This window comes from Pannonibacter phragmitetus DSM 14782 (assembly GCF_000382365.1).
GTDB classification, from domain to species: Bacteria; Pseudomonadota; Alphaproteobacteria; order Rhizobiales; family Stappiaceae; genus Pannonibacter; species Pannonibacter phragmitetus.
This window is the reverse complement of the sequence record NZ_KB908221.1, coordinates 129,765-149,008: the sequence shown is the minus strand read 5'-3', so window position 1 is coordinate 149,008 and position 19,244 is coordinate 129,765. Positions and strand designations below refer to the sequence as shown.

The 19,244-nt window shown below is 63.6% G+C and carries 14 protein-coding genes; 6 read left to right on the top strand and 8 right to left on the bottom strand.

Annotation, left to right across the window (positions count from 1 at the left end):
* Positions 1-35 precede the first annotated feature (35 nt).
* From H163_RS0112600 to H163_RS0112580, 4 genes are all read right to left on the bottom strand, one after another.
* A complete protein-coding gene (locus H163_RS0112600) occupies positions 36-611 on the bottom strand; it encodes a CarD family transcriptional regulator (RefSeq protein WP_019964947.1) in 576 nt (191 codons plus the stop codon).
* 470 nt (positions 612-1,081) lie between these two features.
* A complete protein-coding gene (fdxA, locus tag H163_RS0112590) occupies positions 1,082-1,420 on the bottom strand; it encodes a ferredoxin FdxA (protein ID WP_019964945.1) in 339 nt (112 codons plus the stop codon).
* 198 nt (positions 1,421-1,618) lie between these two features.
* Positions 1,619-1,987, bottom strand: a complete 369-nt coding sequence (locus tag H163_RS0112585) for an RNA-binding S4 domain-containing protein (RefSeq protein WP_026355788.1) — start codon at positions 1,985-1,987, stop codon at positions 1,619-1,621.
* A 56-nt stretch (positions 1,988-2,043) separates the two neighbouring features.
* Positions 2,044-5,115, bottom strand: coding sequence for a helicase-related protein (locus tag H163_RS0112580; RefSeq protein ID WP_040678819.1), 3,072 nt, complete (start codon positions 5,113-5,115; stop codon positions 2,044-2,046).
* 694 nt (positions 5,116-5,809) lie between these two features.
* Here H163_RS0112580 and pyc point away from each other — a divergent pair.
* Positions 5,810-9,253 (top strand): pyruvate carboxylase, encoded by a 3,444-nt coding sequence (gene pyc, locus H163_RS0112575; RefSeq protein ID WP_026355787.1) that lies wholly within the window; start codon positions 5,810-5,812, stop codon positions 9,251-9,253.
* Between the two features lie 193 nt (positions 9,254-9,446).
* On the top strand, positions 9,447-10,208 hold the full coding sequence (locus H163_RS0112570; RefSeq protein WP_019964941.1) for a TSUP family transporter: 762 nt from the start codon (positions 9,447-9,449) through the stop codon (positions 10,206-10,208).
* A gap of 4 nt (positions 10,209-10,212) precedes the next feature.
* Here the strand turns inward: H163_RS0112570 and H163_RS0112565 are convergent, their stop codons facing one another.
* Together H163_RS0112565 and H163_RS0112560 are read right to left on the bottom strand one after the other, a co-directional pair.
* A complete protein-coding gene (locus H163_RS0112565) occupies positions 10,213-10,929 on the bottom strand; it encodes a glutamine amidotransferase (protein WP_019964940.1) in 717 nt (238 codons plus the stop codon).
* An 81-nt stretch (positions 10,930-11,010) separates the two neighbouring features.
* Positions 11,011-11,484: a tellurite resistance TerB family protein gene (locus H163_RS0112560; RefSeq protein ID WP_019964939.1), complete on the bottom strand. Its 474-nt coding sequence runs from the start codon at positions 11,482-11,484 to the stop codon at positions 11,011-11,013.
* Between the two features lie 334 nt (positions 11,485-11,818).
* Here H163_RS0112560 and H163_RS0112555 point away from each other — a divergent pair, with 334 nt between their 5' ends.
* The 4 genes from H163_RS0112555 to H163_RS0112540 all read left to right on the top strand — a co-directional run bounded on the left by H163_RS0112555 (position 11,819) and on the right by H163_RS0112540 (position 17,211).
* Positions 11,819-13,102 carry an imelysin family protein gene (locus H163_RS0112555; protein WP_019964938.1) on the top strand — a complete coding sequence of 428 codons (1,284 nt, stop codon included), beginning with the start codon at positions 11,819-11,821 and terminating at the stop codon, positions 13,100-13,102.
* A gap of 323 nt (positions 13,103-13,425) precedes the next feature.
* The gene (locus H163_RS0112550; protein WP_019964937.1) at positions 13,426-14,970 is read left to right on the top strand and encodes a di-heme oxidoreductase family protein; all 1,545 of its coding nucleotides are present in this window, start codon (positions 13,426-13,428) and stop codon (positions 14,968-14,970) included.
* Positions 14,970-16,067 carry an imelysin family protein gene (locus tag H163_RS0112545; protein WP_019964936.1) on the top strand — a complete coding sequence of 366 codons (1,098 nt, stop codon included), beginning with the start codon at positions 14,970-14,972 and terminating at the stop codon, positions 16,065-16,067. The genes H163_RS0112550 and H163_RS0112545 overlap by 1 nt, the downstream gene beginning before the upstream one ends.
* Entirely contained in the window at positions 16,048-17,211 is a 1,164-nt protein-coding gene (locus tag H163_RS0112540) for a DUF1513 domain-containing protein (protein ID WP_019964935.1), read from the top strand. The genes H163_RS0112545 and H163_RS0112540 overlap by 20 nt, the downstream gene beginning before the upstream one ends.
* 33 nt (positions 17,212-17,244) lie before the next feature.
* On the opposite strand, the gene H163_RS0112535 is transcribed toward H163_RS0112540, so the two are convergent.
* Together H163_RS0112535 and H163_RS0112530 are read right to left on the bottom strand one after the other, a co-directional pair.
* Positions 17,245-18,321, bottom strand: a complete 1,077-nt coding sequence (locus H163_RS0112535) for a FecCD family ABC transporter permease (RefSeq protein WP_019964934.1) — start codon at positions 18,319-18,321, stop codon at positions 17,245-17,247.
* The gene (locus H163_RS0112530; RefSeq protein ID WP_019964933.1) at positions 18,299-19,240 is read right to left on the bottom strand and encodes an ABC transporter substrate-binding protein; all 942 of its coding nucleotides are present in this window, start codon (positions 19,238-19,240) and stop codon (positions 18,299-18,301) included. The genes H163_RS0112535 and H163_RS0112530 overlap by 23 nt, the downstream gene beginning before the upstream one ends.
* Positions 19,241-19,244 lie beyond the last annotated feature (4 nt).

Here is a 19,244-nt window from a genome sequence, read left to right as displayed (position 1 = left end):
GACGCCCTTCCTGATCGTGAAAAGATGCAGCCTGTTCAGGCGGCTTCTTCTTCCTGCTCGCCTTCTTCCTCGTCTGCGCTCTTGGCGCGGGCCGGGGTCTTGGCAAGGTTCTGTTCGATCTGCTTGACGGCTTCCGTCTCGGAGCACTTGTTCACGGCCGCGATTTCGCGGGCCATCCGGTCCAGCGCTGCTTCATAGAGCTGGCGCTCGGAATAGGACTGTTCCGGCTGGGCGTCGGAGCGGTAGAGATCGCGCACGACTTCGGCAATGGCCAGCAGGTCGCCGGAGTTGATCTTGGCTTCGTATTCCTGGGCGCGGCGGCTCCACATGGTGCGCTTGACGCGCGGGCGGCCGCGAACGGTCTCCAGAGCCTTCTTCACAGCAGCGGCATCCGCCAGCTTGCGCATGCCGACCGAAGCGATCTTGGCGACGGGGACACGCAGGGTCATCTTGTCCTTCTCGAAGCTGATGACCAGCAGTTCCAGCGCATAACCCGCAACGCTCTGCTCTTCGATGGCCGTGATCTGGCCGACACCGTGAGCGGGATAAACGATATGTTCGCCAGTCTTGAAGCCCTGACGCTGCGCGGTCTTCTTGGTGGGGGTTGCCATACGCTTCGTAACTCCTGCGCAGTTACGGCTGAATGAGCCGTACCGGGCCGCCACGGGGCGGACCGTTGTTCCTGTGGTAACGCAAACCGGACCGGAACCTGCTCACGCATGAGCACCGGACCTGTCTGTACGTCTTGGGTGGTCAGCCGCCGGTGCTCGCCGGTTCGAACGGGCCGCATTTCACATGTGCATGGCTGCGGAGAAACTTGATCTCGCGCACGATCCAGCGGTGGACTGCGACCATAAAAAAACCTCCAGGGGGAGGGGGTGAACCAAGACTGCGACGACTACTTGAACAACCTATCACAAAAACGCAAAAAACCAAAGCAGAAAGCGACCGGGTGTTATGCCGGCCGCTCTGGCAACTTGCTTCCGTATCGTAACCGGCAGGCTTCCGCCATGCTTCAGGTCAAGGATTTCGCGCTTTTGCCAAGGCTGAGGGATGCTGACGCATCAAGCCTTGCGATGGCTCAGGCGCCGTCTGGACCGTTGGGCGAGAAGTGCGTTTCCAGCTTGTTCTTGATGCCGTCAAACTCGGGTGCCTCGGGAAGGGCATCCTTCTTCTCGGTGATGTTGGGCCACTTTGCCGCATATTCGGCGTTGAGCTCGATCCACTTCTCAAGGCCGGGCTCGGTATCCGGCAGAATGGCCTCGGCCGGGCACTCGGGCTCGCACACGCCGCAGTCGATGCATTCGTCCGGATTGATGACGAGCATGTTCTCGCCCTCATAGAAACAATCGACCGGACAGACTTCGACACAGTCGGTGTACTTGCACTTGATGCAGTTGTCAGTGACGACGTAGGTCATCGCGTTCCTCTTGATGGCGCTGGCGGTATCAGCCGGTCCTCGTGCCGTCTCCCTCAGCTACGGCGGACCTGCAGAGCCTGCTTCCCGTTTCAGGGCCGTTGCCTACCGCTTTTGCCCCTTTGTGGCAAGCACAGTAAGGGCAGGAAGGGCGTGCGAAAAGAAAAGGGCATGCGTCCTTTTGCCTGTCAGGGGATCAACTTACTCCGGATCATCGAGGCCGGAGTGAAAAGCGTCCATGCGGCGCCGGTCGCGTTTGGTGGGGCGGCCCGATCCGGGATCCCGCTGCGCCGGGGCAGGGGGCACATCCGCGCGCGGTGCGGGCGGCGGGGTCAGGTCCTTGTAGAGCAGCTGGGCTTCCGGGGCAGGGCCGCGCCGGGTGCCGAGACCTGCAATTTCCAGCACAACAACCCGCCGTTCCAGCGTGATGGTCAGCACATCCCCAATGCGGACGGCCTTGCTGGCACTGTCAATCTTCTCGCGGTTGACGCGCACATGACCGCCGGTGGCCAGTTTCTGGGCCAGGGTGCGGGATTTCGTCACCCTGGCAAACCAGAGCCATTTGTCGATCCGCTGCGAGGCGGACGGCCCCGCATGCGGGGCCGTGTCTGATGTGCCTTTGGCGCTCAGGACTTGCCTTTTTCCATGTTGGCCTTCAGAGCCAGCAGGGCTGCGAAGGGCGAGTTCGGATCAATCGGCTTTTCCGGGCGCGGCGCCCGGTCACGCTGGCCACCCTGATTCTGGCCCTGATGATGCGGCTTGCCGCCCTTGCCGCCTTCGCGGCGGTCGTCGCGCCGGTCATCACGGCGGCCTTCGCGGTTGCCGTCACGGTTTCCACGGTGTTCGCCGCCGGAGCGGTTGCGTCCGCCTTCAGAGCCTTCGCCTTCGCCGCGCTTGCCCTGCTGCGGACGGCCGCGGCCGCCTTTGTTGCGGTCACCGCGCTCGCCGCGGTCACCACCACGGCGCTCGCCGGCTTCGCCGCCCTGACGCGGACGCCCGCCGATGCGGCCCGGGCGCCAGACGTCGATGGTGACGGTTTCGGTGGCAACGGCTGCGGCAGCTTCGCCGGCGTCAGCCGTCTCTGCCTCTGCCTCGGCTGCAACCGGTTCTGCGGTGGCTTCTGCCTCTGCCGGAGCTTCGGCTGCGGTTTCTTCCGGCGCAGCTGCCGCTTCTGCCGGGGCCGCTTCGTCTGTGGCGGCAGCTGCAGGAGCAGCTTCTGTCACGGCAACGGCAGCCACCGGACGCTCGATCTCGCGCTTTTCGTTGCGGTAGCCGAGGGACTTCAGGATTTCCGTGAAGTCATCGCCCGCGCAGCCCAGCAGCGAGGTCATGGCCACGGTGACGGTGAAACCGCCGCCCTGGGCAATGGCGCCATCGGGCGGGGTGACGCTGGAGTCCAGCGGCTTCCACGCGATGAGCGGGCGGATGAGGTCCGCCAGACGCTCCAGAATGTCGACGCGCACGGCGCGCGGGCCGCAGACGCGGAAGCCGACAACCTTGTAAAGCGCCTTGTCGATCTGCGGATCTACGGTGATGGAAGTGCGGCCCGAGGCGGACAGCTGCGGCAGCTCCACGAGGCCGGGCATGTCCGGCGTGCCGTGCTTCAGCGCCCAGAGCTGGGCCAGAAGCTGGCTCGGCGCCGGCTTCAGCAGGGCCGGGACATAGATGTTGTAGGCGCCGAAGCGGACACCCAGCTTGCGCAGCGACGCGCGCATGTCCTGATCGAGCTGGCGCACATCATTGGCCACATCCTGGCGCTCCAGAATGCCGAGCGCTTCATAGATGCGGTAAGCGATGCCACGGGCAAGGCCTTCCAGCCCTTCGGCGTCCTTCAGGTCGATCAGCGGCTTCAGCAGCGTTCCGACATGGGCCTTGACCCAAAGGTCAACGCGGGCCTGCACCCGGTCACGGGCAGGGCCGGTCAGGTGTTCGTCTGCCAGAAGCACAAAGCCGGGCACCAGCGCGTCGTCACCGGCGGTGAGACGGGCGACAGGTTCGCCCTGCCAGCGGATGGTGCCGTCCGTGCTCAGGACGAAATCTTCATTGGGTGCGCGCGAGAGCCGGTCGGAACGGGCTTCGATCTCGCTGGCCAGAGCCTTCTGGGCTGCTGCGCGTACGGCCTTCCCTTCCGGGCTGTCCGCAACCGCATCCGGCGCGAACCGGAACCCCTGCAGGCGGCCGATATGCTGGCCCTCCACAAGGACGTCCCCAGTCTGCGTGATTTCCGCTTCCAACATGGCGTTCTCTCTCAAACGTCTCATCAATACGCTTGTCCGCCTGTCCACGAACCGTTGGGTCAAACGGTCATGAAGGGCGTCCGACAGTCTGTCTTCAATGCCTCGGGTGACGCCCTGCCAGTGAACAGGGTCCTTCAGCCATTCGGCACGGTTTGCCACGAAAGTCCAGGTGCGGATGTGCGCAATCCGGTTCGCAAGAGTGTCGATATCACCATCCACCCTGTCTGCGAAAGCCACTTGACGCTGAAACCAGTCTTCATCGACCACCCCGTTGCGCACGAGCAACGTGTATAGGTGGATAAGCAGGTCTCCGTGGTTAGCCGGGGCGATCTTTCGATAGTCCGGCACCTGGCAGATATCCCAGAGCAGCGCCACCCGCGAGGGGGAGGACGCCATGTCGCGGATGCCGTGATCCTTTGCGGCATATTCGAGGGCCTGCGCGTCGTCGGCGGCTGGCGCACGGGCCAGTCCGTCTTCACGCGGAGGCACGTCCAGTGTGTCACGCAGGCTGGAAATCGACGTGAAATCGAGCTGCGTGTTGCGCCACTGGAAAACTTTCAGTGCATCGAACCGGTGGCTTTCGATCATTTCCACGAGATCATCGGACAACGGATCGACACGGCCTGTCACGCCGAAGGAGCCATCGCGCATGTGGCGCCCGGCGCGCCCGGCGATCTGGCCCATCTCGGCGGGGCTGAGATTGCGGTATTGATAGCCGTCGAACTTGCGGTTCCCCGCAAAGGCGATGTGGTCCACATCCAGATTGAGGCCCATGCCGATGGCGTCGGTGGCGATCAGATAGTCCACGTCGCCGTTCTGGAACAGCTCTACCTGCGCGTTGCGGGTGCGCGGGCTGAGCGAGCCCAGCACCACCGCCGCGCCGCCGCGCTGGCGGCGGATCAGCTCGGCAATCGCATAGACCTCGCTGGAGGAGAAGGCGACGACGGCGGAACGGGCCGGCAGGCGCGAAATCTTCTTGGAGCCTGCATAGGTCAGCACCGACATGCGCGGCCGTGTCACCACATTGAGGCCGGGAATGAGCTTTTCCAGGAGAGGACGGGCGGTCGCAGAGCCCAGCAGCAGCGTTTCGGAGCGGCCGCGCAGGTTCAGGATGCGGTTGGTGAAGACGTGGCCACGCTCCATGTCGGCGGCCAGCTGCACCTCGTCGATGGCGACAAATTCGGTGTTGAGATCGAGCGGCATCGCCTCGACCGTCGAAACCCAGAAGCGCGGCGCCTTGGGGACGATCTTCTCTTCGCCCGTGATCAGGGCAACGGCTGCCTCGCCTGCGCGCTCCACCAGACGGCCATAGACCTCGCGCGCCAGCAGCCGCAGCGGCAGGCCGATGAGGCCGGAGGGCTGGGCCAGCATCCGCTCGATGGCGAGATGGGTCTTGCCGGTGTTGGTCGGGCCCAGCACCGCCGTAACGGTTCTGGACCGGGCGGCCGGCGGCAAGGTCATGATCTGGATCGGAGGCATCGCGCGGAGTGCTTCGTTCGGCCGGGTGTCTTGGCCCTCACAAAGGTCAGGGCGTGCGGAAGGCTGTCTAGCATAGGGTCTTCCCCCTGTCCCTCACGATTTTCGGCCCCGGTTCTAACGCGGCGCCATGGCTGAATCGGGGCAGCGAATCCGGGCAAAGGAACGAGTCTGGAACAAAGGCTGATCGAATCGCAGACAAGCTCCGAGTCTGTTTTTGTTCCCTACGACATGTGGTTTCCGGCGAGGGGGTAGCCACGAAATCGTGAATCTGGTCAAGGATTTAGGGCGTGCGGGGTGGTGTTTCGCGGAATCGTGTCAAGTTCAGACAAGTGTGCAGATACGGTTAAACGGATCAGCAATTTTCAGGAGCCTCACGGCAAGGTTCAGCACCAATGCGGAACGACTCATGCACGAATCGCTATCCGCCATGCGTTTTTGTTTTGTTCGTACGACAGCTGGTAGTGTTCAGACGTCTGGCCCACGACATAGCGGAAATGGAAAAGGGTGGTTGTTCCCGGCAACCAATTTAACCGCCAAAAATATAAAGAAATATGTCCCATTCTGGGTCAGTTGATTGTTGAGGCGGCTGATGCGAATAGGTCAAGGGTGCTGGCTCTTTTCTTTACCCTCATCCCTTTGTATGACTCATACGCTTTCATATTGGGGAGGTATGGGCTTGGCCATCCGTAAGATTCTCGTTGCTAACAGATCTGAAATCGCCATCCGCGTGTTCCGCGCCGCGAATGAGCTTGGGCTGAAAACCGTCGCCATCTTTGCCGAACAGGACAAACTGGCGCTGCACCGCTTCAAGGCCGACGAGGCTTATCAGGCCGGCAAGGGCCTGGGCCCGATCGAGGCCTATCTGTCCATCGACGAAATCATCCGGGTTGCCAAACTCTCGGGCGCCGATGCCATCCACCCCGGCTATGGCTTCCTGTCGGAGAGCCCGGAATTTGCCGAGGCCTGCGCCCAGAACGGTATCATCTTCATCGGTCCGCAGCCCGAGACCATGCGCCGGCTTGGCAACAAGGTGGCGGCGCGCAACCTTGCCATCGAGGCGGGGGTGCCCGTCATGCCGGCCACCGATCCGCTGCCCGATGACATTGAGGAGATCAAGCGTCAGGCGGCCGGCATCGGCTATCCGGTGATGCTCAAGGCCTCATGGGGCGGCGGCGGGCGCGGCATGCGCGTCATCCGCGACGAGGCCACGCTGGTGCGCGAGGTGGTCGCCGCCAAGCGCGAGGCCATGGCTGCCTTCGGCAAGGACGAGATCTATCTGGAAAAACTGGTCGAGCGCGCCCGCCATGTGGAAGTGCAGATTCTTGGCGATTCGCACGGCAACCTGGTGCATCTGTTCGAGCGTGACTGCTCCATCCAGCGCCGTCACCAGAAGGTGGTGGAACGTGCGCCTGCGCCGTATCTCTCCGAGGCACAGCGGCAGGAACTGTGCGGCTATGGCCTGAAGATCGGCCAGGCGGTGAACTACTGCGGGGCCGGCACGGTCGAGTTTCTGATGGATTCGGACACGGGCGCCATCTACTTCATCGAGGTGAACCCGCGCGTGCAGGTGGAGCATACGGTGACCGAACAGGTGACCGGCATCGACATCGTCAAGGCGCAGATCCGTATCGCTGGCGGGGCCGCCATTGGCACTGAGGCGAGCGGTGTTCCGGGGCAGGGAGATGTGCGGCTCAACGGCCATGCGCTGCAGTGCCGCATCACCACCGAAGATCCGGAACAGAACTTCATCCCCGATTATGGCCGCATCACAGCCTATCGCGGCGCGACCGGTTTCGGCATCCGCCTCGATGGCGGTACGGCCTATTCGGGCGCGGTGATCACCCGCTTCTACGATCCGCTGCTGGAAAAGGTGACGGCCTGGGCCCCCAGCGCCGAGGAAGCCTGCAAGCGCATGGAGCGCGCCCTGCGCGAATTCCGCATCCGCGGCGTGGCGACCAATCTTGTGTTCCTTGAGAACATCATCGGCCACCCGGACTTCCGCGCCAACAACTACACGACGCGGTTTATTGACGGCACGCCTGAGCTGTTTGCTCAGGTGAAGCGCCAGGACCGCGCCACCAAGCTGCTGACCTACATCGCCGATGTCTCCGTCAACGGCCACCCGGAAACCCGCTCGCGCCCGCGCCCCGGCCGGGAAGCGGCAGCCCCCGTCGTGCCGGAGTTCGGCAATGTAAAGCCCGACGGTACCCGCCAGCTGCTGGAACAGCTGGGGCCGAAGGGCTTTGCAAACTGGATGAAGGCGCAGCCGCAGGTGCTGGTGACCGACACCACCATGCGTGATGGACACCAGTCGCTGCTGGCCACCCGCGTGCGCACCCACGACATTGCCGCCATCACCGATGCTTATGCCACCGGTCTGCCGCAGCTTCTGTCGCTGGAATGCTGGGGCGGGGCGACCTTTGACGTGGCCATGCGCTTCCTGACGGAAGATCCGTGGGAGCGTCTGCGCCTGATCCGCCAGAAGGCGCCGAATATTCTGCTGCAGATGCTGCTGCGCGGCTCCAACGGCGTTGGCTACACCAACTATCCGGACAATGTGGTGCGCTTCTTCGTGCATCAGGCGGCGCAGAACGGTGTTGATCTGTTCCGCGTGTTCGACTGCCTCAACTGGGTGGAGAACATGCGCGTCTCAATCGACGCCGTGCTGGAGACGGACAAGCTCTGCGAGGGTGCGCTGTGCTACACGGGCGATCTGCTCGACAGCGCAAGGCCGCAGTATGACCTCAAGTACTATGTCAGCCTCGCCAAGGAGCTGGAAAAGGCGGGCGCGCATATCCTTGGCGTCAAGGACATGGCGGGCCTGCTGAAGCCTGCGGCCGCGCGCATCCTGTTCAAGGCGCTGAAGGAAGAAATCGGCATTCCGATCCACTTCCACACGCATGACACCTCCGGCGTCTCCGCTGCCACGGTGCTGGCGGCGGTGGATGCGGGCGTTGATGCCATTGACGCGGCGATGGATGCCTTCTCCGGCAACACCTCGCAGCCCTGCCTTGGCTCCATCGTCGAGGCGCTGAAGGGCTCGGACCGCGATCCGGGGCTTTCGGCAGAGGCCATCCGCCGCATTTCCTTCTACTGGGAAGCGGTGCGCGGCCAGTATGCGGCCTTTGAAAGCGACCTCAAGGGACCGGCCTCCGAAGTCTATCTGCACGAGATGCCGGGCGGCCAGTTCACCAATCTCAAGGAACAGGCCCGCTCGCTTGGCCTTGAAACCCGTTGGCACGAAGTGGCGCAGGCCTATGCCGATGCCAACATGATGTTCGGCGATATCGTCAAGGTCACGCCGTCGTCCAAGGTGGTCGGCGACATGGCGCTGATGATGGTCAGCCAGGGCCTGACTGTGGCTGATGTGGTAGACCCGTCCAAGGATGTGGCCTTCCCCGATTCCGTGGTGCAGATGCTGCGCGGCGATCTGGGGCAGCCCCCGGCCGGCTGGCCGCAGGCGCTGCAGGCCAAGGTGCTGAAGGGCGATACGCCCATCACCGTCCGCCCCGGCTCGCTGCTGAAGCAGGAGGATCTGGAAGCCCGCCGCAAGGAAGCAGCCGAAAAGACCGGGCTTGAGATCGGCGACATGGATCTGGCCTCCTATCTCATGTACCCGAAGGTCTACACCGACTTTGCCAAGGCGCAGAGCCAGTACGGCCCGACCTCGGTGCTGCCGACGCCGGTCTATTTCTACGGGCTTGAGGTGGGCGAGGAAATCCTCGTCGAGCTGGAGCCGGGCAAGACGCTGGTGGTCCGCTGCCAGGCGGTGGGCGAAACGGATGAGCAGGGCGAGAAGAAGGTGTTCTTCGAGCTGAACGGCCAGCCCCGCATCATCAAGGTGCCGGACCGGGCCCATGGCGCCGCAGGCAATGCCGCCCGCCGCAAGGCCGAGGCCGGTAATGAGACCCACGTGGGCGCGCCGATGCCGGGCGTCATCTCCACCGTTGCCATAGCGGCAGGGCAGGAGGTCAAGGCCGGTGACGTGCTCTTGTCCATCGAAGCCATGAAGATGGAAACCGCGCTTCATGCCGAGCGCGACGGTGTGGTCTCCGAAGTGCTTGTCACCCCCGGAAGCCAGATCGACGCCAAGGATCTGCTGGTGGTGTTCAAGGCCTGAGTGCAGCGTCAGACAGGAAATGCGCAAGGGGAGGCTTTGGTCTCCCCTTTTCGCTTCAACGTGTTCAGCCTCGCAAACCGCCCTTGCCAGCCCTCGTATTCCGTGGCATCGCAAGCGTCTCATTCCCAGATGCTGGTCCGTTCCGCCGCCTTACATGAGACGGCAGGACGCCAGCCCCTTCCGGTGCTCTTCCATGGAACTGTCCTATGAGGTTCTCGGCCTCCTGTTTCTTGCCGCTCTCATGGCTGGCTGGATCGATGCGATTGCAGGCGGCGGCGGGCTGATCACCATCCCCGCGCTGCTGCTGGCGGGCCTGCCGCCGGCAACGGCGCTGGCGACCAACAAGCTGCAGGGCAGTTCCGGCACGCTGACGGCAGCCACCTATTTCATCAGCCGGGGCATGGTGTCGGTGCGGGCAAACATCCTGCCCATCATCGCCATATCGCTGGGCTCCATCTTCGGCGGCTGGGTGCTGCAGCAGATCAATGCGGAGCTGCTGGTGCTGTTCATCCCCGTGCTGCTGGTGTCGATCGGCCTCTATTTCCTCTTCTTCGCCAGGAACCTTGATGAAGAGCGGGCGCCGCGCATGAGCGCCGAGCGCTATGCGGTGACGGCCGCACCCGCCCTCGGCTTTTATGACGGCTTCTTCGGGCCGGGTACCGGGTCTTTCAGCTCCACGTCTCTGGTGCTTCTGCGCGGCATGACCATCCGCAATGCCACAGCCCATGCCAAGCTGTTCAACCTGACGAGCAATCTGGGCGCCTTGTTCTATTTCATTCTCTTCGGCCAGATCGCCTGGGTGGCAGGCGGCGTCATGGTGCTGGGGCAGATGGCCGGTGCCTATCTCGGCGCCCACTTTGCTTTCCGGGGCGGAGCAAGGATCATTCGTCCGGTCACTGTCATCGTGTGCTTTGCCATGAGCATCCGCGTGCTCATAAGCGTCTGGCCGTGGTGAGGTCTTACTTCGCCCGCCCGATCCAGATGTCGAGGAAGTCGTCCAGCCATTTGCGCAAGGCGTGGTCGAAGATGTAGCGGCCGGCGAAATGGTCCTGACGGCCTTGCGCGCCGGGCAGGGACATGCGGGGAGCGCCCTTGGTGGTCCAGCGCACCATCATGGCGTGGGTGAGTTCCGGGTGGAACTGGATGCCATAGGCGGCCGGTCCGGCACGGATGGCCTGATTGGGATAGGTATCGCCCGAAGCCAGAAGATCGGCCCCGCGCGGCAGCTCGAAGCCTTCCCGGTGCCATTGGTACACCTTCGATGGCCAATGCATCAGCGATTTGCCGGTTTCTGTCGGATGCAGCGGATAGTAGCCGATCTCGACCAGGTCCTGCGGATGAGCGCCGACCTTGCCGCCCAGATGCTTCACCATCATCTGTGCGCCAAGGCAGATGCCGAGATAGGGCTTCTGCTCTGCGAGAGGCACGCCGATCCAGTCGATCTCCCGGTGAACGAAGGCATCGGGGTCGTTGGCACTCATCGGCCCGCCGAAGATGACGGCGCCTGCGTGATGCTCCATCGTGTGGGGAAGCGTGTCGCCGAAGCGCGGGCGGCGGATGTCCAGCGCAAAGCCGCGCTTCACCAGTTCCTGCCCCACACGGCCGGGCGACGAGGTTTCCTGATGCAGGACGATCAGGATGCGCGGCCGGTGCGGGGAAGCAGGGTCAGGATTCATGGTGTCACGATAACGTTGCAACCGGCCCGGCGTCGAGCGCTAATCCAGAGCAATACGCCCTGAAATCAGGCAGTTGCCGGATCACTCCGTTTCCGGCTGTCCCTGCTCGCGGGCGACTTTCTGGCGCAGGGCGATCCGGTCACGCGAGGAGACGCCGAGCAATTCCGAGACGCGCCAGATGGTGTTGTCCTCGAATTCGTGCACATGCCCGTCCGCATAGACAAGCTGCCACATCAGTTCGATGATCTTCTGGCGTTCGTCCTCCTCCAGCTTGCGCTTCAGGACGGAGGTGAAGCCGTACATGTCGACGGCCTCGTTGTCCTTGTCCGTCGCAAGGGCCACAAGCTCCGCCGTTTCGCTGTCATTCAGCGAATAATGGGTCTTCAGAATCGCCGTGAGCTTGGCCTTCTCCACGTCATCGACTTCACCATCCACGCTGATGACATGGACGAGAAGAGCGGCGACGGCCAGCCGGTGATCATCTTCGGCGAAAGTCAGATTGTCGCTGTCGCCAAAGGTAACGTCCTTGATGAAGCGCTTGAAAGCATCGAGCATAAAATCATCCGTCCTGAAGTCTTGGGCGCGGGACCCGTTAACCGCAGCGGTTCTGGGTTCTCGCCACCGGATATCCGTATCTTCCCTGAGATATAGGTGAGAACGTGGCGGAAAAACCACCCGAAAACCTGACTTTTGGCCACAAGCGCGTGAGGTGTTGTCCGTTTGCACCGCTGCCTGCGCTGTTTTGTAACTTGACACAAACGTTCAGGAATTGTCTTGTCCGCCGAGACCTGCCGCAGGCGCGTGCCCCTCTTCCACCAGATACGGGACATTTCTGCCGGGCAGTCACCGGGCGGCGCTGGGGCCGTCCGATGCCCAGGGAGATTGCCCCATGACCCGTTCATTCAAAGCCATCCTGTTCGCAGCCACTGCGATGATGGCTCTTCCTGCCTCTTTTTCCGCCCATGCGGCGGACGTGAAACCGGCTGATATTCTGGCGACCTATCAGGATGTTGCTGCTGCGGCCTATGCGGATTCCGTCACCTCCGCCAAGGCGCTGAAAGCCGCCGTTGATGCGCTGATTGCCAAGCCGGATGAAGAAACGCTGGCTGCCGCCCGCAAGGCCTGGATTGCTGCCCGCAACCCGTATCAGCAGACGGAAGCCTACCGCTTCGGCAATGCCATTGTCGATGACTGGGAAGGCAAGGTGAATGCCTGGCCGCTGGACGAGGGGCTGATCGACTATGTGGACGTGTCCTACGGCGACAGTTCGGAGGAAAATGCCCTCTACGCCGCCAATGTCATTGCCAATCCGAAGCTGCAGCTGAATGGCGAGGAGATCGACGCCACGGTGATCACGCCGGAGCTTCTGTCGGAAAAGCTTCAGGAGGCTGGAGGTGTCGAGGCCAATGTGGCGACCGGCTACCACGCCATCGAGTTCCTGCTCTGGGGGCAGGACCTCAATGGCACGGGCCCCGGCGCGGGCAACCGACCGGCCACGGATTTTGATCCGGCCAACTGCACCGGCGGCAATTGCGAGCGGCGTATCCAGTATCTTCAGGCGGCCACTGATCTGTTGATCTCGGATCTGGAAGAAATGGCGGCTGCCTGGGCTCCAGGCGGTGCGGCGCGCGAAGAACTGGCCGCCAAGGGCGAGGCCGGCGGTCTGGCCACCATCTTCACCGGCATGGGGTCGCTCTCCTACGGCGAACTGGCAGGCGAGCGCATGAAGCTTGGCCTCATGCTGCACGATCCGGAAGAGGAGCATGACTGCTTCTCCGACAACACCCACATGTCGCATTACAATGATGTGGTGGGCATCCGGAATGTCTATTTCGGCACCTACACCCGGCTGGATGGCACCAAGGTCTCCGGCCCGTCGCTGGCGGATCTGGTGGCGGAGAAGGACAAGGCCGTGGCGGACGAGCTGAAGGGCAAGCTTGATGCATCCCTCGCCGCGTTCGACAAGCTCAAGACCCGCGCTGAAACGGTCGAGGCCTATGACCAGATGATCGGTGAAGGCAACGCAGAGGGCAATGCCGTCGTGCAGGCTGCCGTGGACAGCCTGATCGATCAGACCAAGTCGATCGAACGTGCCGTTGCCGTGCTGGGCCTTGAATCCATCGCCTTCGAGGGCTCCGACAGCCTGGACAATCCGGGTGCTGTGTTCCAGTAAGGACGGACTGGACGCGACAGCGGGAAGGGGATGTTTTCCCCTTTCCGGACTATCGTTCAGGCACCAGCTCCTCTCCCCCCTTGAGGGGGAGATGCCCCCGGCAGGGGGCAGAGGGGGGTAACGGCCTGTCAGATCATTCGGGAAGTGATGCCGAACTGAGGCGCTGGTACCCCCCCTCTGTCTGCTGGCGCAGACATCTCCCCCTCAAGGGGGGAGAGGGGGCTGCGGCCTCACGTTTAGGTTTTGAAGCCTGACTTCCCGGAATAAACTGTGGTGCTGCAGAGGGGTGTGGCTGATCTTTCCTGAACAGCCAGGGGAACAGCATGATTTTCTTCCGATGGAGGCGTTTTGCGGCTCCGGTCCGGCTTGTGGCCGGTATCTGTCTTCTTACCGGTGCAAGTGTTGCGGCCGCTCAGGCAAGTCCGCTAGATCACCGTGATGACCTGACGCAGGCTGACCGGGAGAAGGCGGCCAAAGTGCTGGCCGCTCCTGACAGTTTTGCCGCGCCCGAGCCATTCGAGGACATGCCGGGCGGGGCTGCCACTTCGCGCAAGCGTATCAACCGGGATGCCTTTTCCCATCCCTCGGCCAATCTCAGTTTCGAGGAACAGCAGACCTTCCGGGTCGGCAACGGCATCTTCCGCAAGTTCTGGGTCTCTGCGCCGTCCTCCACGCAAGCCTCGGACGGGCTGGGGCCACTTTACAATGCCCGCTCCTGCCAGGGCTGCCATCTGAAGGATGGACGCGGTGCGCCGCCCGCGCCGGGAGAGCCTGCTGTCTCCCTTTTCCTGCGGCTGTCCGTGCCGCCGGTGACGGAAGAGGAGCGGCAGGCATTGGCAGACCGGCAGATGGCCACGCTGCCGGAGCCTGTCTATGGCGGCCAGTTTCAGACCTTCGCCGTACAGGGCCTTGCCCCTGAAGGGGAACTGCGGATCACTTACGAGGATCTGCCCGTGGCACTGTCTGGCGGCGAAACGGTTGTCTTGCAGAAGCCGCTCTATGAGGCGGCGAACCTTGCCTATGGCCCGATGCGGCCGGACACGATGATCTCACCCCGTGTGGCGCCGCAGATGATCGGGCTTGGCCTGCTGGAGGCGATCCACCCGGCGGATCTCGAAGCCCTTGCCGACCCGGACGATGCAGATGGCAACGGCATCTCCGGCCGTCTCAACCTTGTGCGGGATCCTGCAAGCGGCGCGCTTGTGCCCGGCCGTTTCGGCTGGAAGGCCACGATGCCGGATGTGCGGGCGCAGAGCGCTGCGGCCTTTTCGGGCGACATTGGTATTTCGACGCCGGAGCATCCGGACCCTTACGGCGATTGCACGCCGGCGCAGACGGCCTGCCGGTCCCTGCCCACGGGCGAGCAGGGCCGGCTGGGCAAGACGGAAGCGCCGGACCCGGTGATGGATCTTGTCACCTTCTATTCGGAGAACCTTGCCGTTCCGGCCCGGCGGGACATGGCTGATCCGGAGGTGCTGAAGGGCAAGGAGGTGTTCTATGGCACCGGCTGCGCCTCCTGCCACGTGCCGAAATTCGTCACCCGCAAGGACGCGAAAAACCCGGCGCACAGTTTCCAACTGATCTGGCCCTATACCGATCTGCTGCTGCATGACATGGGCGAGGGGCTGGCGGACAACCGCCCGGATGGGGATGCCAATGGCCGCGAATGGCGGACGGCCCCGCTTTGGGGTATTGGTCTGACGCAGACAGTCAGCGGCCACACCCGTTTCCTCCACGACGGGCGTGCCCGCTCGCTGCTGGAGGCCGTGCTCTGGCATGGCGGCGAGGCCCAGGCCGCACGCGATGCGGTGGCGGCCATGCCGCCGGAGGACCGGGCGGCTCTGATCCGTTTTCTGGAGTCTCTTTGATGCGCCGCATTGCCTGTCTTGCCCTTGCCTTTGCCAGCACCCTTCTGCCTCTGCATGCGCAGGAGAAGACCGGCTATGCGGATTATGTGAAAGGGGCGGTCGAGGGCTATATCCGGCCGGAGACCCGTGCCTTTGCCAATGCTGCCAAGCGCCTGCCCACGGCTGTCGAGGACGCCTGCAAGAGCCCCGGCACGGAGACGGCGGATGAGTTCCGCGTCGCCTATGGGGTTGCCGTGGCAGCCTTTGGCCGGATCAGTTTCCTGCGCTATGGCCCGCTGGCGGAAGAAAGCCGGCTGGAACGTATCGCCTTCCTGCCCGATGCGCGCGGCGTGGCGCAGCGGCAGATCCGCAAGCTGGTGGCAGAGCGCGATGCCAGCGCCACCACCCCTGAAAGTCTTGCCGCCAAGAGCGTGGCCGTGCAGGGGCTGACGGCGCTGCAGCTGGCGGCCTTTGATGACAACGGCCAGGTGACGCTGGGCGGCACGGATGAGGCGGGCGTCTATGCCTGCGCCTATGCGCAGGCGCTCGCCGTCAATCTGGCGCAGCTCTCCGGCGAAGTTGCGGCCCTTTGGGAGGCGCCGGACGGGTTCAGTGGCCAGCTTGAAGCCGCAGGGCCTGACAACCCACGCTTCCGCAGCAGCAAGGAAGCCGCCGAAACCCTGTTCAATGCGCTGGTCACCGGGCTGGTGATCGTGCGCGATCAGGATGTTATCCCCGCTTTTGGCCCAGCGCTGGGCAATGATCCGGCATCGGCAAAGCCCAACCGCATTCCCTTCTCCCGCGCCAATTTCGGACAGGCCTATATCGCCAGCGAACTGACCGGCATCCGCGATTTCATCCGCGCCTCGAACTATGCAAAGGGCGTGGACAGCGAAGGCGAGTGGATTGCCGCGAGCCTTGAATTCGAGGTTTCCAATTCACTCAAGGCACTCGCCCGTGCAGGCGAGCCCATGCGCGAAACGGTGAAGACGCCCGAAGGCTACAAGGCCTTGTCGGACATGCTGATTTCGCTGAAGGGCTTGCGCGATCTCGTTGCGCTCAATCTGGCCGGGTCGCTCAATATGACCGGAGGCTTCAATGCGCTGGACGGCGACTGATGCACTGGTGTTGAACCGCAGGCGGTTTCTGGCCGGTCTTGGCCTGACAACCGCCACCGCGCTGACGATCTTGCCCGCAGAAGCCGCGGTCAAGCTCCTTGGCGCGGATCTGGATGAGCCGCTGTTTGCCAGCGCCCGGCGCAATGCGGACGGCAGCCATGCGGTCGCCATCCTGACAGCCGATGGCCGGGACGTGATGGAGGTGCCGCTGCCCGCACGCGGCCATGGCGTGGCCCTGTCGCCGGACGGCCGCAAGCTGGCCGCCTTCGCCCGCCGCCCGGGCCAGTTCATCATGGTGATTGACCGGAGCGGGGAAACCCCGCCGCAGCTGACGGAAGCCGAGCCCGGGCGCCACTACTATGGCCATGGCGTCTTTTCGGCTGACGGGCGGCTGCTTTATGCGGTCGAGAACGCCTTCGGCACGGTGGGTGAGGAAACGCAGGGGCGAGTCGGCGTCTATGATGCCAGCGGCGAAACCCTGAAGCGCATCGGCGAGTTCGAGACCCATGGCGTTGGCCCGCATGACATTCTGCTGGCGGAACATGGCCGTGTGCTGGTGATCGCCAATGGCGGCATCGACACCCATCCGGTCACCGGCCGCGAGATGCTCAATGTTGATACCATGAAGCCCTCCATCGTCTATCTCGATGCAGCTACCGGCGCATTGCTGGCTCAGCATGAACTGGACAAGGATCTGCATCAGCTCTCGCTCCGCCACATGGCGCTGGACGGGCGCGGGCAGGTGTGGGTGGGCGGCCAGTTCGAGGGCGATAAGAGCCGTTTTCCGCAGCTGGTCGTGCGGCTGGAACGGGAGCGGAAAATGGAACTGATACCGTTGCAGAACGAGGTTCTGGCCCAGCTCGACAATTACATCGGCTCGGTTTCCGTGAATGCCAGCGGCGATGTGGTGGCGCTGTCCTGCCCGCGTGGCGGACGCATTCTCTATATGGCCGCAGACAGCGGCGCATTGCTTGGGCTGGATAGCATCACCGACGGCTGCGGCCTTGCCGCCATCGATGAGCATGGCTTCCTCGTCTCCGACGGCAACGGCGGCCTCAGCCTTGCCGAAGACCCCGGCACACGGGCGCAATCCCTCGCCTTCGTGCCGGGCATCTCCTGGGACAACCACATGCTGGCGCTTTGACCTCCGGAGTGCCGGGAAAGTCTTTCCCCCCTCTCACCTCTGCCGTGCCATCAGCCAGATGAAGAACAGGCCTCCGGCAAGGCCGGTGACGATGCCGATGGGCATGTCTTCCGGGGCCATGACCACGCGGGCGCAGATGTCGGCAAGGATCAGGAACAGGGCTCCGGCCAGTGCGGACAGCGGCAGGACGCGGGCATTGTCGCCGCCCGCCACCAGCCGCACCAGATGCGGCATCATCAGGCCGACGAAGCCGATGATGCCGGAGAAGGCGACCGACACGCCGGTGATGAGGGCGCCCGCCACAAACACCGACAGCCGCAGCCGGTTGACGGGGATGCCGAGCGTTGCTGCCGTCTCGTCCCCCAGCGTGATGGCATTGAGCTGGCCCGCCTTCAGCCATAGCCAGATCCCGCAGGGCAGGAGCACGGCCAGCGGATAGAGCAGGTGGCTCCACTGGGCAAGGCCCAGCCCGCCCAGCATCCAGAACACCACCGTATGGGTCGCCTTCGGATCTGCCAGGAAGATCAGGATGTTGGCGCAGGCCATGATCACGAAGGACACGGCAACGCCTGCCAGCACCAGCCGGTCGGGCGAACCGGCCCGTGTGATCCGCACCACGCAGAGCACGATGGCTGTCGCCCCCAGCGCGCCGAAGAAGGCGAGCAGCGGCACGGTCAGCATTCCGAGAAACAGCCCGGTATGCAGCAGCGCCAGAATGGCGCCGAAGGCAGCGCCCGAAGAAATGCCGAGCAGATGCGGGTCGGCCAGCTGGTTGCGGGTGACCGATTGCAGGGCGGCACCGGTCATGGCAAGGCCCGCGCCGACAAGGGCAGCCAGCAGCGCACGGGGAAAGCGCACATCCCAGACGATGGCCTCGCGCGCTACGCTCCAGGTCTTCTCCACCGATCCGGGAAAGATCTTCGACAGAAGGATGCCGGCTACATCCGCAGGTGGCACGGCGACGGCGCCCACGGCCAGGGCGGCAATCACCGCCGTGGCCAGAAGGGCAAAGCATAGAGCCGCGATGGCCAGCACCGGCCAGATTCTGGACCGGTGCCGGGCAAGTGCGCCTTCCAGCGCATCGGCCTCAGTTGCGTGTGAAACCGTCAACGAGCTTCTCCACAGCGCGGATGTTGCGGGGGCCGGGCGTTGCCTCGACATATTCCAGCACGACGAAGCGGTCATTCTTTACCGCGTCGATGCTGGCGAAGGCCGGGTTGGACTTCATGAAGGCGATCTTCTGTTCCGCCGTCACCTGCCCGTAGTTGACGATGACGACCACTTCCGGATTGCGCTCGATGACCGGCTCCCAGGCGACGGTCGCCCAGCTCTTGTCGAGATCATCCATGATGTTGCGTCCGCCTGCAGCCTCGATAAGGGCGGTGGGCATGGCATAGCGTCCGGCAGTGAAGGGCGTGTCCTCGCCGCTGTCATAGACGAAGACGCGCAGCGGTTCCTTGCCTGAGGTCTTCACCTTTGCCGTCACTTCGGCAAGCTTTGCCTCGTAACCGGCGACCAGCGCATTGGCCTTGTCCTCGATGCCGAAGATCGTCCCGAGGTTCAAAAGGTCATTGTACATGTCGGCCATGGAGATCTTCTCCTTGGGGCCGATGTGGATGCAGCTTTCGGTCAGCTCATAGACCTTGATGCCGAAGGGGGCGAGGGTGTCGGGCGTCACTTCTCCGCCGACCTTCATGCCGTAGTTCCAGCCCGCGAAATAGAAGTCCGCCTCTGCACCCAGCAGCACTTCCTTGGTGGGGTATTTTTCGGCAAGTTCCGGCAGCTCCTTCACGCCTTCGCGCATGTCCGGGTCCAGCGTCTTCCAGCCAGACACGCCGGTGTAACCGGCCATGTGGTCCGTCAGGCCCAGCACCAGCATCATTTCGGTGAGGTTCACGTCATTGGAGACGGCGCGTGTGGGGGCGGCGTCAAAGGTGACATCGCGGTTGCAGCTTTTCACCGTCACCGGATAGGCGAGGGCGCTGGCGGTTGTGGCCAGAAAGGCGGCGAGAGCAAGGGCTATACGCATCGGT

Coding starts and splice junctions, on each gene's coding strand:
- H163_RS0112560 (WP_019964939.1), bottom strand. CDS start 11,484: ATGCTCGATGCTTTCAAGCGCTTCATCAAGGACGTTACCTTTGGCGAC.
- H163_RS0112555 (WP_019964938.1), top strand. CDS start 11,819: ATGACCCGTTCATTCAAAGCCATCCTGTTCGCAGCCACTGCGATGATG.
- H163_RS0112530 (WP_019964933.1), bottom strand. CDS start 19,240: ATGCGTATAGCCCTTGCTCTCGCCGCCTTTCTGGCCACAACCGCCAGC.
- H163_RS0112565 (WP_019964940.1), bottom strand. CDS start 10,929: ATGAATCCTGACCCTGCTTCCCCGCACCGGCCGCGCATCCTGATCGTC.
- H163_RS0112570 (WP_019964941.1), top strand. CDS start 9,447: ATGGAACTGTCCTATGAGGTTCTCGGCCTCCTGTTTCTTGCCGCTCTC.
- H163_RS0112550 (WP_019964937.1), top strand. CDS start 13,426: ATGATTTTCTTCCGATGGAGGCGTTTTGCGGCTCCGGTCCGGCTTGTG.
- H163_RS0112580 (WP_040678819.1), bottom strand. CDS start 5,115: ATGACCTTGCCGCCGGCCGCCCGGTCCAGAACCGTTACGGCGGTGCTG.
- H163_RS0112540 (WP_019964935.1), top strand. CDS start 16,048: ATGCGCTGGACGGCGACTGATGCACTGGTGTTGAACCGCAGGCGGTTT.
- H163_RS0112545 (WP_019964936.1), top strand. CDS start 14,970: ATGCGCCGCATTGCCTGTCTTGCCCTTGCCTTTGCCAGCACCCTTCTG.
- fdxA (WP_019964945.1), bottom strand. CDS start 1,420: ATGACCTACGTCGTCACTGACAACTGCATCAAGTGCAAGTACACCGAC.
- H163_RS0112600 (WP_019964947.1), bottom strand. CDS start 611: ATGGCAACCCCCACCAAGAAGACCGCGCAGCGTCAGGGCTTCAAGACT.